This is a genomic window from Streptomyces boncukensis (assembly GCF_011045075.1).
Classification (GTDB): Bacteria; Actinomycetota; Actinomycetes; order Streptomycetales; family Streptomycetaceae; genus Streptomyces; species Streptomyces boncukensis.
This window is the reverse complement of the sequence record NZ_JAAKZZ010000196.1, coordinates 1-12,295: the sequence shown is the minus strand read 5'-3', so window position 1 is coordinate 12,295 and position 12,295 is coordinate 1. Positions and strand designations below refer to the sequence as shown.

Genomic DNA, 12,295 nt, shown 5'->3' with positions numbered 1-12,295 from the left:
CCCGCCCCGCCAACGGCCTCTCCGGGAGCGCCCGTATGCCCGCAGCCGTCCGACCCGGCGCGGCCGCCGCCGCGCCGGTACCGCCCCCGCCGCACCACATCGGCCGCGCTGACCGTGCCGCTGGGCGAGGCAGGCCGGGACGGCATCGCGCGGGCGCGGCGCGGCACCGTCGAGGGCTGCTGCGGCCCGCCGTGGACCGAGGCCCAGGTGGGCCCGCTGAACGCCGTACGGCGGGAGTTCGTCGCCACCCGTCCGGGCACCCACCCGCTGCGGACGGTGCTGACCGGGTACGGCGACGCCCCTGGCAGCCGCAGCCGCCGGTGCTCGGCGGGTGGCTGGCCGCGTTCTGGACGCGGTACGGGCGCGACCCGGCCGGCGCCCTGCACGCACTGCGGCCCCTTGCCGACCCCGCCGAGCACCACCGGGTGGGCTCGGCGGCGCGGGTCCGCGCGGAGCAGGAGGAGCGTTTCTGATGGAGCCGACCGCGCCCCGGGCCGCCGCACCGGGCCTCGGCGCGCTGCTCGACCGCGCCCGCGTCCTGCTGGAGCGCCCCGCGCGTGCCGTGCTCGGCATCACCGGGCCGCCCGGAGCGGGCAAGAGCACCCTGGCCGAGGCGCTGGTCTCGGGGCTGGGGCCGCGTGCCGGACTGCTGCCCATGGACGGCTACCACCTGTCGAACGCCGTGCTCGCCGCGCTCGGCCGAGGCGACCGCAAGGGCGCGCCCGACACCTTCGACGCGGCGGGCTACGCCGCACTGCTCTCCCGGCTGCGCGCCGCGGGGGCGGCGGGAGAGCGCCCCGAGACGGTGTACGCGCCGCGCTTCCACCGGGAGTTCGAGGAGTCGCTGGCCGCCGAGATCGCCCTGGGCCCCGAGGTGGACCTGGTGGTGACGGAGGGCAACTATCTGCTGCTCTCCGAGGGGCCGTGGGCGCGGGTGCGGCCGCTGCTGGACGAGACCTGGTATGTGGCCCCCGCGGAGGAGACGCGGCTGCGGTGGCTGATCGGCCGCCATATCGCCTTCGGCAGGGGCCCGGAGGAGGCACGGGAGTGGGTCTACCGCTCCGACGAGGCCAACGCGGCGGTCGTCGCCCGCACCCGTCCGCGCGCGGACCTGGTGGTGCACCCGCCGGTCGACTGACATGAAGCTTCCTTCACGTTTCCTCCTGGCCGCGGCAGCCGCACGCGACCATGGCGGAGACCGGTCCCGCACGCCCCGCTGGACGATCTGCGGACGGGGGAGGCATGGCGGGACCGGCCCGCGCGCAACGCTGGACGCCCTGGTCCATGTGCGGGAGGTGACCTCGTTCCGGCCGCTGGAGCCCTGAAGCCCCTGAAGCCCCTGAAGCCCTGAGGGGTCACTCCTCGGCGACCAGGGCCCGCACCCAGTCGTGGAACCCGGCGATGTGGTGCTCGCTGGGGACCAGGACGCCGCCCTGGCGGTAGGCGCGCGAGGACATCGCGGGCTGGGTGCGCTCGCAGGCCGCGAAGTCCTGCTCGTTGACGCGGTGGAACAGCTCCACCGACTTCGCCAGCCGGCCCTGGTCCGGCCCGGCCGCGACGACCTCCGCCGCATACAGCCAGTCGCACTCCACCAGCGTCCGGTCGGGGGCCAGCGGGAACATCCGGTGCACGATCACATGGTCGGGGAGGAGGTTGACGAAGACCTGCGGCCGGACCGTGAGTGCGAAGTAGCGGCGGTCGTGCGAGTCCGGAACGCCCGGCAGCCGGGCGAAGCCCGCGCTCCCGTCCACCGTGAAGCCCTCGGCCTCCTCGGCGAACTCCGGGCCGTGGCCGACGTAGTACTGCGCGGCGAAGCCGTCGGCGAACTCCGGCAGCACCTCGGTCAGCTCGGGGTGGATCGTCGCGCAGTGGTAGCACTCCATGAAGTTCTCGATGATCAGCTTCCAGTTGGCGCGTACGTCGTAGCCGATCCGCCGGCCCAGCGCCAGCCCCGCCACCGCGTAGCGGTCGACGACCTCGGGCCCGCCCAGCCGTTCGGCGACGTCCCGCACCACCGTGTCCTCGAACGGCGGGGGCTCGGGCGCCAGGCACACCCAGCCGTAGCCGAGCCACTCGCGCAGCTGCACCCGGTGCAGCCCGTACCGGGAGCGGTCCACGTCGGGCATCCGCGTCAGGTTGGGCGCCGCGGTCAGCCGGCCGTCCAGGTCGTAGGTCCACGCGTGGTACGGGCACTGCAGGCCGCGCCGTACCGCGCCGGACTCCTCGGTGCACAGCTGCGCGCCGCGGTGCCGGCACACGTTCAGGAAGGCGCGCAGCTCGCCGCGCCGGTTCCGGGTGACCAGCACGCTCTCGCCGCCCACCCGCACCGTGCGGTAGGCGCCCGGCCGGTCCAGGTCCGCTGCGCGCACCGCGCAGTACCACTGGGCCTCGAAGATGTGCCGCCGCTCCCGCTCGAACAGCTCCTGGTCGGTGTAGAAGTGGCCGGGCAGCGTGGCGAGCAGGCTCGGGGCCGCCGTCGTCGTCATACGTGAGCTCCACGGAGAGGGTCGAACTGGGCGATGGGTCGTGGGTGCCGCCGGATCAGCGGCGGATCTTGTCCATGCCGGGGTCGAAGAGGGGCTCCGCCGCCACGGTGGCCGGGACCTTCTCGCCGAAGTAGTCGACGGACACCGGCGTGCCCGGCACGGCGACCCGCGCGGGGAGCCAGGCGTACGCCACGCAGCGGCCCACGGTGTAGCCGTACGCCGCGCTGGTCACATAGCCCGAGGCGACGCCGTCCGCGTACACCGGCTCGCTGCCCAGCACCACGGCGCCCGGGTCGTCCAGCGTCAGACAGGTCAGCCGGCGGGCCGGTTCGGCGCCCCGGGCCTCCAGCGCGGCGCGGCCGGTGAAGTCGCCCTTGCCCATCCGCACGGCGAAGCCGACGCCCGCCTCGTACGGATCGTGCTCGGTCGTCATGTCCGTGCCCCAGGCCCGGTAGCCCTTCTCCAGCCGCAGGCTGTTGAAGGCGCTGCGCCCGGCGGCGACGGCGCCCAGCGCGCGGCCCGCCTCCCACAGCGTGTCCCACAGCCGCAGCCCCAGGTCGGCCGAGGTGTACAGCTCCCACCCCAGCTCGCCCACGTAGCTGACCCGCAGCGCCGTCACCGGCACGTCCCCCACGTAGGTCTCCCGCGCCCGGAAGAAGCCGAACGCGCGGTGCGAGAAGTCGGCCGGGGTCAGCGGCTGGACGAGGTCCCGGGCCAGCGGGCCCCAGACGCCGACGCAGCAGGTGCCCGCTGTGATGTCCCGGACCCGGACGCCGTCCGGCGCATGCCGGGCCAGCCAGTCCAGGTCGGCGGTGGTGTTGGCGCCCAGCTGCCAGCGGTCCGGGCCCAGCCGGGCCGCCGTCAGGTCGCTGCGGACGCCGCCCGCCTCGTCGAGCAGCAGGGTGTAGGTGACCGCGCCGGGCCTCTTGGCGAGCTGGTTGCTCGTCATCCGCTGGAGGAGGTCCAGCGAGCCGGGCCCGGTCACCTCCAGCCGCCGCAGCGGCGTCATGTCGAACAGCGCCACCCGCTCCCGGGTGGCCCGCGCCTCGGCCGCCGCGATCGGCGACCAGTGGCGCGCCGACCACGCGTCGCGCTCCGGCAGCCGCAGCCCCTCGGCCAGCGGCGCGTTCGCCTCGTACCAGTGCGGGCGCTCCCAGCCGCCCGACTCCAGGAAGTACGCGCCCAGTTCGCGCTGCCGCGGATAGAAGGGGCTGGTGCGCAGCGGGCGGGGGCGCTCGGGCGGCTGGAGCGGGTGGATGACGTCGTACACCTCGACGAAGCCGCGCTCGCCCCGCTCCCTGACGTACGAGGGGGAGCGCTGCGCGCCCTCGAAGCGCGCGATGTCGCACTCGTGCGGGTCCACGGAGGGCCGCCCGTCCGTCATCCACTCCGCGACGGCCCGCGCCGCGCCCGCCGAGTGCGTCACCCAGACGGCCTCGGCGAGCCAGAAGCCGCGCAGCGCCGCGGACTCGCCGAGCAGCGGCATCCCGTCGGGCGTGAAGGAGAAGACGCCGTTGAAGCCGTCGGCGACAGCGCTGTCCGCCAGCCGGGGCAGCAGCGCGGCGCACTCCGCCCAGCTCTCGGCGAAGTCCTCCGGAGTGAAGGGCAGGGAGGAGGGCATGACCGGCGCCTCGTCGTACGGCAGGACGGCGGAGGCGTCGGACGGGTCGACCGGCAGCGGGCGGTGGGCGTAGGTCCCGATGCCCAGGCGCGGGCCGCCGTGCGCGTCCAGGTGCTCCCGGAAGTACAGGTCCCGGTCCTGGTGACGGAGGATGGGGCGGACCGCCTCGTCGGCCCCCGGGCCCGCGGCGGCGGGCAGCTCCGGCAGCGGCGCGGTGTGCGCGTACTGGTGCGCCAGCGGCAGCAGCGGCACCTCGACCCCGGCCATGGCGCCGACCACCGGCCCCCAGAACCCGGCCGCCGAGACGACGTGCGCTGCGGGGAACGTGCCCCGGTCGGTGACCACGCCCGTCACCCGCCCTCCGGCGCGCTCGATACCGGTGACGGTGTGCCGGTCCAGGAACCGGGCGCCCCGGGACCGGGCGCGCTCCGTCTGCGCATGGCAGGCGAGCAGGGCGCGGGCCAGCCCGTCGCCGGGGGTGTGGAAGCCGCCGAGCACCCGGCCGGCGGCCAGCATCGGCCACAGCTCGGCGCACCGCCCGGGGCCGACCAGCTCTCCCTGCACGCCCCAGGCCGCCGCGAGGCCGGCCTTGCGGTGCAGGTCCGACCAGCGCTCCTCGGTCGTGGCGACCTCCAGCCCGCCGACCGGCAGGAAACAGGAGCGCCCGCCCGAGCGCAGCGCGCCGAACTTCTCCACGGTGTACGCGGCGTACGCGGTCAGGGTCCGGGACGGGCTGGTGCGGAAGACGAGACCCGGGGCGTGGGAGGTGGAGCCGCCCGGCGCGGCCAGCGGCCCCTGCTCCAGCACCGTGACATCGCGCCAGCCGCGCGCGGTGAGCTCGTCGGCGAGCGAGCAGCCGACGATCCCGGCACCGATGACGACGACGGGGCCGTTCCGGGCCTCCGGAACGTGAAGGGCGTTCACGGCATCCCCCGGTTAGCTGCTCCGCCCGCGCGGCAGGGTGCGGGTTTCGTGGTCGTGTGCGGTCCGGCGGCCGCGCGTGCGTCGCTCACTGCATCCCCCGGTTCGCTTCTCCGCCCGCGCGGCGGTGTGCGGGTTTCGTGGTCGTGTGCGGCCCGGCGGCCGCGCGTGCGTCGCTCACAGGGTCACCACCGATCGCAGCACCTTGCCCTGCAGCATCCGGTCGAACGCGCTCTCCACGTCGTCCAGCGCGATCGTCTCGGTGACGAACGCGCCGAGGTCGAGCTTGCCGCTGAGGTAGAGGTCGATGAGCACGGGGAAGTCCCGGCTCGGCAGGCAGTCGCCGTACCAGGAGGGCTTGACGGCGCCGCCCCGCGCGAAGACGTCCAGCAGCGGCAGCTCCAGCCGCGCCTGCGGCCCCGGCACCCCGGCCTGGACGAAGGTGCCCGCCAGGTCCCGCATGGCGAAGCCCTGCTCGAAGGTGTCGGCCCGGCCGACCGCGTCGACGACGAGGTCGGCGCCGTACCCGTCGGTCAGCTCCCGGACGGCCGCCACGGGGTCCGTGCCGCGCGAGTTGACGCAGTGGGTGGCGCCGAACTGGATGGCCGCGTCCAGCTTGGCGTCGTCCAGGTCCACGGCGATGACGCGGCGCGCCCCGGCGAGCGAGGCCGCGGCGATGGCGGCGTCGCCGACACCGCCGCAGCCGATGACGGCGACGGTGTCGCCGTAGGCCACACCGCCGGTGTGCACGACCGCGCCGTAGCCCGCCATGATGCCGCAGCCGATCAGCCCGGCGGCCTCCGGGCGGGCCGCCGGGTCGACCCGGACGGCCTGCCCGGCGGCCACGAGCGTCTTCTCGGCGAAGGCGCCGATGCCGAGCGCGGGCGTGAGCGGGGTGCTGTCCAGCAGGGTCATGGGCCGGCCGGCGTTGCTGGAGTCGAAGCAGTACCAGGGGCGGCCCCGGCGGCAGGCGCGGCAGCGGCCGCAGGGCGCGCGCCAGGCCAGCACGACGGAGTCGCCGGGCTGCGGATCGGTGACGCCGGGGCCGACGGCCTCCACCGTGCCCGCGGCCTCGTGGCCGAGCAGGAACGGGAAGTCGTCGCTGACGGCGCCTTCGCGGTAGTGCAGGTCGGTGTGGCAGACGCCGCATGCCTGCACGGCGACGAGCACATCTCCCGGGCCGGGGTCCGGCACCAGGACGGTCTGTACCTCCGCCGGGGCGTCCTTCTTCATCGTGATGACAGCGCGGACCTCGTATGGCATTCCCAGACCTCGCAGCGTGTTGCGTAGTGCACGACTGGTTGCGCTATGAGAGACATGGTGGGAATGCGAATCCGCGCCGTCAAGAGATGCGGATCAGTGGTTTCTGACGGATCATCAGATTGCGAATGTGTGCTCTGAGCAAGGGTGTTACCGGCGCCCGGCCCCTGCGTTGCGGCGAGGTTTCACTGATCGCGGCGGTGCACGGCGGCCACGGCGACGGCGGCGGAGGCGAGCGCCCAGCCGGCGTAGACGGTCCAGGCTCCGGTCGTGGTCCACGGGAAGTCCGCGCGGTGCTCCGTGCCCTGCACGTCGTCCAGCCGGACCCAGGCGGTGTAGGGCAGGGCGTGGTCGATGAGCGCGGTCCAGTACCGCTGGTCGAGCACGATCAACGGCAGCACCATCAGCACCACCAGGCACGCCACCATGGCGCCCGCGCTGTGCCGGAGCACCGCCCCGAGGGCCAGCCCCGCGAGCCCGGAGACCGGAGCCAGCAGCGCGGAGGCGATCAGCACGCGCGGCATGTGCGGGTGGTCGAGCGGGACCCCGGCCCCGCGCGTGTCCAGGATCGCCTGGGTGACGCCATACGACACCAGCGCCAGCAGCGTGCCGAACCCGGTGGTGACCGCCGCGGTCACACACACCTTGGCGGCCATCACCGAGCGCCGCGCCGGAACCGCGGCGAACGTCGTACGGATCAGCCCGGTGCCGTACTCGCCGGTGATCGTCAGGGCGCCCAGCGCCGCGGCGACCAGCATCAGGAACGTCACCCCGTTCCCGGTGAACGCGTCCAGCACCGGCATCCCGTCGGGCACGAAGCTGCGCTGGGACTCCGCGCTCATCCGGTCCCAGGAGCGGTAGTGGTCCCAGGCGGTGCCCGCGTTGAGGCCGAGCACGGCGAGGGCGCCCGCGAACAGCGTCCAGGCCGTCGAGCGCAGCGACCAGAGCTTGAGCCACTCGGCGGCGAGCAGATCCCGGAACCGGGCCCGGAGATCCGGCGCGACGGCCGGCTGTGCGGGGGCTGTCGAGGTCACCGGGCATCTCCTGCGGGGAATTCGACGCTGCCGGAGGTCAGTTCCATGAACGCCGCTTCCAGCGAGGCGGAGCGGGGGGTCAGCTCCAGCAGCGGCACCCCGTGCCGGTGGGCGAGCGCGCCGATGCGGGCGGCGTCCAGCCCGGTCACGGCGAGCGCGGCGTCGGCCCGGTCGCTGTCCGGCCGCACGGTGGCGCCCTCGGCCCGCAGCGCGAGCGTCAGCTCGGCGGGCTGCGGGGTGCGCACGGTCACCCCGGCTCCGGCTCCGGTGCCGCGCGCCGCGAACTCCGCGAGGCTCTCCGCGGCGATCAGCTCGCCCCGCCCGATCACCACCAGATGGTCGGCGGTGTGCTCCATCTCGGACATCAGATGACTGGAGACGAACACGGTGCGCCCCTCGGCGGCCAGACCCCGGAAGAGTCCGCGTACCCACTGCACGCCCTCCGGGTCCAGCCCGTTCAGCGGCTCGTCGAACACCAGCACAGGAGGATCGCCCAGCAGCGCCGCCGCGATCCCCAGCCGCTGCCGCATGCCGAGCGAAAACCCGCCGGTCCGGCGCCGCGCGGCGCCCGCCAGCCCGACCTCCTCCAGCACCTCGTCCACCCGGGCGCGCGGGATGCGGTTGGAGCGGGCCAGCGCCCCCAGATGCGCCGCGGCGGTCCGCCCGCCGTGCACCTGGCCCGCGTCCAGCAGCGCGCCCACGTGCCGCAGCCCGCGCGCCCGGTCCCGGAACGGGCTGCCGGAGACGGTCGCGGTGCCGCTGGTGGGCGCGTCGAGGCCGAGCACCATGCGCAGCGTGGTGCTCTTGCCTGCGCCGTTCGGGCCGAGGAAGCCGGTGACGCGGCCGGGGCGCACGGCGAAGGTCAGCTCCCGCACGGCGGTCGTTCCGCCGTAGCGCTTGGTCAGCAGATTGACTTCGATCATGCGTTCCACGGTGTCCGGCGCGTGCCCCGCGCCGCATCGGACCGCCGCTGACAATGCCGGCCCGGCTGTCGACCGCGGTTGTACACCCTCGGTCCGATCCGGGGCCGCGGGCGGCTGGCTACGATCGCTGCATGCACTCCTCGCCGCCGATACCGCTGCTCACACGCATGTCGCCGGGCGCCTGGACCACCCTGGCCTGGTGTGCGGGGGCGGCGCTGACCTTCGTGTTCCGGGTCCGGCTGCCCGGCGAGAGCGAACCCGCCGACTGGCCCGCGATCCAGCTCTACCGCTGGGACGGGCTGCTGACGCTGGCGGTGGCCGGAGTCCTCACGGCGGTGGGCGGGCGGCGGCTGGAGCGGCGGCCGCTGGCAGGGCTGTGCCTGATGCTCGCCGCGGCGGTGGCGTCCCCGATGCCGCTGGGCGTGGGGGAGATCCCGCTGCCGCAGTACCTCGCGGTCATCGTCGCGCTGTACTTCGTCGCCGCCGCCGGGCCCCGCCGCACCGGAGCCGCGGCGCTGGCCCTGGCGCTGGCCGTGCCCTGCGGATACCTCGCCGTACGGGCCGTGGCGGGCTGGAACGTGGGGGCCTCCACCGAGCTGGCGGTCCTGCTGACCGCCGTCATCTCCTGGCTGATCGGCAACTCCGCGCGCCAGTCGCGGGAGCACGCCGCATCGCTGGCCGACCGGTCGGCCGCCCAGGCGGTCACCGCCGAGCGGCTGCGGATCGCCCGCGAGATGCACGACATGATCGCCCACACCATGGGCATCGTCGCGTTGCAGGCGGGTGCGGCGCGACGGGTCCTCGACACCCAGCCCGAGCGCGCCCGCAGTGCCCTCGGCGAGGTCGAGAACGCCAGCCGGGAGACCCTGTCGGGCCTGCGCCGTATGCTCGTGGCGCTCCGCGGGGCCGAGCCGGGGGAGTACACCGGCGCGCCGGAACAGGCGTGCGGGCTCGGGGACGTGGGGCGGCTCGCCGCGACGACCACGGCGGCGGGCGTGCGGGTGGACGTGCGGTGGCGGGGCGAGCAGCGACCACTGCCGCCGGAGATCGACGTCTCCGCGTACCGGATCATCCAGGAGGCCGTCACCAACGTCGTGCGGCATGCGGCGGCCCGGTCCTGCCGGGTCACCGTCGAGCAGCGGGAGGGGGAGCTGGCCGTGGAGATCGTCGATGCCGGAACCGGCGGCGGCCGGGGCGGCGGCACCGGCTTCGGGCTGGCGGGGATGCGGGAGCGGGTCGCGCTGCTGCACGGTGAGTTCGCGGCGGCGCCGCGCCCCGGGGGCGGCTTCCGGGTGGCGGCCCGGCTGCCCGTACCGGCGGGGGTGCGATGACCGCGCCGGTGCGGGTCCTCCTCGTCGACGACCAGCCGCTGGTGCGGACCGCGCTGCAGATGGTCATCACCGAGGCGCCGGACGTCGAGGCCGTCGGCGAGGCGGGCACCGGCGTCGAGGCCGTACGGCTCGCGGAGGAGGTCCGCCCCGACGTCGTGGTGATGGACATCCGGATGCCCGGCAGCATCGACGGCATCGAGGCCACCCGGCACATCACCCGGATGCCCGGCACCTCCCGGGTCGTGGTGCTGACGACCTTCGATGACGACGACTACGTCTACGGCTCGCTGCGCGCGGGCGCCTCCGGGTTCCTGGTCAAGGACATGGCCCTGGACGACATCCTGGCGGCGGTACGGGTGGTCGCCGCCGGGGACGCGCTGCTGGCGCCCGGCGTCACCCGCCGCCTGATCGCCCGGTTCGCCGAGCCCCCCGCGCCCGCGGCCCGGCCGCCCCGCGCCCTGACGGGGATCACCGGGCGGGAGCGGGAGGTGCTGACGCTGGTCGGCCGCGGCCTGTCCAACACCGAGATCGCCGAGACGCTGGTGCTGAGTGTGGCCACCGTGAAGACGTACGTGACCCGGCTGCTGTCCAAGCTCGCCGCACGCGACCGGGTCCAGCTCGTCATCATCGCCTACGAGACGGGGCTGGTCTCTGCCTAGCGCCGTGCCCCGGGTCCACGCCGGGTCGCGGTCCCGGCACACGGTGCGGGGATCAGTACGCGTACCCCATCCGGCGTGACAGGTCCTGCGCCGCGGCCATGGTGCGCTTGGCCACCTCCTGAAGCTGCTCCTCCTCCAACCGGTACGAGGGCCCCGAGACGCTGATCGCCCCGATCACCTTGCCGTCGTGCGCCCGCACCGGCGCGGCGACGGCGTGCAGCCCGATCTCCAACTCGTCCCGCGCCATGCCGTACCCGCTCTTGAGCACGCTCTTCAGCTCGGCCCGCAGCTCGGCCGGGGATGTGATCGTGTGGTCCGTCAGCCGGGGCAGCTTGCGGGTCAGCGCGCTCTCCTGCACGGACTTGGGCTGGTACGCCAGCAGCGTCTTCCCGCTGGACGTCGCGTGCAGCGGCGTCCGCCGTCCCAGCCAGTTCTGGGCCGTCACCGACGAGGAGCCGCGCGCCTGCATGATGTTCACCGCCGCGTCGTCGTCGAGCACCGCGATGTTCGCCGTCTCGCCCGCGTGCTCCGCCAGGTCCCGGCAGACCGGCGCGCCCTCCTGTGAGATGTCGAGCCGCGAGGCCGCCGCGCCCGCCAGCCGCAGCACCCCGGGGCCCAGGTAGTACTTGCCCCGGTCCTGCTCCTGCGAGACCAGGCCCCTGGCCTCCAGCACGCCCAGCAGCCGGAACGCCGTCGACTTGTGGACGCCCAGCTCCTCGGCGATCTCCGTGACTCCGGTCTCGCCGTGCCGCGCGAGGATTTCCAGTACGCTCACGGCTCGGTCCACCGACTGGACCGAGCCTGCCGCACCCCTGGCCTGCCTGCCCGAACCCTGCGTCGCCGCTCCCATGTCTGCCGTCTTGTCCGTCATCTGCTCAACGTCACCACCTGGTGGCCTGTTTTGTGGTTCTCGATTGTGGCACCCGGCTCGCATCCGGGTTTGAGGCAAGCGCTTGACGCGGGCACCTCCTCGCCTGGATTCTGTTGCGCATCACGCGTCATCGTGCGCGATACGAAACTCGCATCGTAGCGAAGAGTATGAGGGGGGCCAGTGGTACCCGTCTGCCGCCTTGAAGACCTGCCCGAGGGCGAGTCCCTTCGTCTAGACCTCGAACCTCCCATCGCCGTCTTCCGTACGGACGGTGAGCTGTACGCGATCGACGACACGTGCACCCACCAGGACGCTTCGCTCTCCGAGGGCTGGCTCGAAGGCTGTCTGATCGAATGCCCGCTGCACGCGGCTTCATTCGACCTGCGCACCGGCAAGCCCACCTGCCTTCCGGCCCGCCGGGCCGTGCGTACGCACCCTGTCAGCGTCCACGAGGGAACGGTCTGGGTACAGCTCACCGGCGCGCGAGACGAGGACGCCGGCGGGTTCGGGAAGGGGACCGCGGCATGAGCACGCTGGGGACGATCACGGTGGTCGGAGCCTCGCTGGCCGGGACGTACGCCGCGCAGGCGCTGCGCGACCAGGGCTACGACGGGCGCCTGGTGCTCGTCGGCGACGAGCACCACCGGCCCTACGACCGGCCGCCGCTGTCCAAGGAGTACCTGACCGGTGCCGTCACCGCGGACCGGCTCGCCCTCGCGGACGCCGAGGACGTCGCCGAGCTGGACGCCGAGTGGCTGCTCGGCACCCGTGCGGCGGGGCTCGACCTGCCCGGCCGGGCCGTCCTCCTGGAGGGCGGCGGCCGTCTGGTCACCGACGGGGTGGTCCTGGCCACCGGCGCCGCGGCGCGCGGGCTGCCGGGCGGCACGCATCTGGAGGGCGTGCACACGCTGCGCACCCTGGACGACGCCGCGGCGCTGCGCGAGGAGCTCAGCCGCGGCCAGGTGCGGGTCCTCGTGGTCGGTGCCGGGTTCATCGGCTCCGAGGTGGCCTCCTCCTGCGCGACGATGGGCCACCAGGTCACCGTCGTCGAGGCGGCCGAGGAGCCGCTGCTGCCCCAGCTCGGCCCCGAGCTGGCGGCGGTGTGCGCGGCCCTGCACGCCGACCACGGCGTCACCCTGCTCACCGGCACCGGTGTGGCGGCGCTGCACGGGGACGGCCGGGGGCGGGT

At 74.6% G+C, this 12,295-nt stretch carries 12 protein-coding genes and 1 pseudogene; 6 read left to right on the top strand and 7 right to left on the bottom strand.

Annotated features, from left to right (window positions below; all coding sequences use genetic code 11):
* Positions 1-248 (bottom strand): annotated as a pseudogene (locus G5C65_RS38595) (hypothetical protein); the annotation flags it as partial.
* A 72-nt stretch (positions 249-320) separates the two neighbouring features.
* Here G5C65_RS38595 and G5C65_RS19270 point away from each other — a divergent pair.
* Positions 321-473: a hypothetical protein gene (locus G5C65_RS19270; protein WP_165300119.1), complete on the top strand. Its 153-nt coding sequence runs from the start codon at positions 321-323 to the stop codon at positions 471-473.
* Positions 473-1,138 carry a nucleoside/nucleotide kinase family protein gene (locus tag G5C65_RS19265; RefSeq protein ID WP_165300118.1) on the top strand — a complete coding sequence of 222 codons (666 nt, stop codon included), beginning with the start codon at positions 473-475 and terminating at the stop codon, positions 1,136-1,138. The genes G5C65_RS19270 and G5C65_RS19265 overlap by 1 nt, the downstream gene beginning before the upstream one ends.
* A gap of 217 nt (positions 1,139-1,355) precedes the next feature.
* Here G5C65_RS19265 and G5C65_RS19260 read toward each other — a convergent pair whose 3' ends face one another.
* The 5 genes from G5C65_RS19260 to G5C65_RS19240 all read right to left on the bottom strand — a co-directional run bounded on the left by G5C65_RS19260 (position 1,356) and on the right by G5C65_RS19240 (position 8,245).
* Positions 1,356-2,486, bottom strand: a complete 1,131-nt coding sequence (locus G5C65_RS19260; RefSeq protein ID WP_165300117.1) for an aromatic ring-hydroxylating oxygenase subunit alpha — start codon at positions 2,484-2,486, stop codon at positions 1,356-1,358.
* A 55-nt stretch (positions 2,487-2,541) separates the two neighbouring features.
* Positions 2,542-5,031, bottom strand: coding sequence for an FAD-dependent oxidoreductase (locus G5C65_RS19255; protein WP_165300116.1), 2,490 nt, complete (start codon positions 5,029-5,031; stop codon positions 2,542-2,544).
* Positions 5,032-5,205: 174 nt separating this feature from the next.
* A complete protein-coding gene (locus G5C65_RS19250) occupies positions 5,206-6,291 on the bottom strand; it encodes an S-(hydroxymethyl)mycothiol dehydrogenase (RefSeq protein WP_165300115.1) in 1,086 nt (361 codons plus the stop codon).
* Positions 6,292-6,473: 182 nt separating this feature from the next.
* On the bottom strand, positions 6,474-7,322 hold the full coding sequence (locus tag G5C65_RS19245; protein WP_165300114.1) for an ABC-2 transporter permease: 849 nt from the start codon (positions 7,320-7,322) through the stop codon (positions 6,474-6,476).
* Positions 7,319-8,245 (bottom strand): ATP-binding cassette domain-containing protein, encoded by a 927-nt coding sequence (locus G5C65_RS19240; RefSeq protein ID WP_206441998.1) that lies wholly within the window; start codon positions 8,243-8,245, stop codon positions 7,319-7,321. Before G5C65_RS19240 ends, G5C65_RS19245 begins: the two co-directional genes overlap by 4 nt.
* Positions 8,246-8,376: 131 nt before the next feature.
* On the opposite strand from G5C65_RS19240, the gene G5C65_RS19235 reads away from it, so the two are divergent.
* Both G5C65_RS19235 and G5C65_RS19230 read left to right on the top strand, forming a co-directional pair.
* On the top strand, positions 8,377-9,576 hold the full coding sequence (locus G5C65_RS19235) for a sensor histidine kinase (protein ID WP_165300112.1): 1,200 nt from the start codon (positions 8,377-8,379) through the stop codon (positions 9,574-9,576).
* Positions 9,573-10,235, top strand: coding sequence for a response regulator (locus G5C65_RS19230; RefSeq protein ID WP_165300111.1), 663 nt, complete (start codon positions 9,573-9,575; stop codon positions 10,233-10,235). The genes G5C65_RS19235 and G5C65_RS19230 overlap by 4 nt, the downstream gene beginning before the upstream one ends.
* 52 nt (positions 10,236-10,287) lie before the next feature.
* Here the strand turns inward: G5C65_RS19230 and G5C65_RS19225 are convergent, their stop codons facing one another.
* On the bottom strand, positions 10,288-11,085 hold the full coding sequence (locus G5C65_RS19225; RefSeq protein WP_338146528.1) for an IclR family transcriptional regulator: 798 nt from the start codon (positions 11,083-11,085) through the stop codon (positions 10,288-10,290).
* 201 nt (positions 11,086-11,286) lie between these two features.
* On the opposite strand from G5C65_RS19225, the gene G5C65_RS19220 reads away from it, so the two are divergent.
* Positions 11,287-11,634: a bifunctional 3-phenylpropionate/cinnamic acid dioxygenase ferredoxin subunit gene (locus G5C65_RS19220; RefSeq protein WP_165300109.1), complete on the top strand. Its 348-nt coding sequence runs from the start codon at positions 11,287-11,289 to the stop codon at positions 11,632-11,634.
* Positions 11,631-12,295 (top strand): NAD(P)/FAD-dependent oxidoreductase (locus G5C65_RS19215; protein WP_165300108.1); only part of this gene is annotated, 665 nt, incomplete at its 3' end. The genes G5C65_RS19220 and G5C65_RS19215, both read left to right, overlap by 4 nt.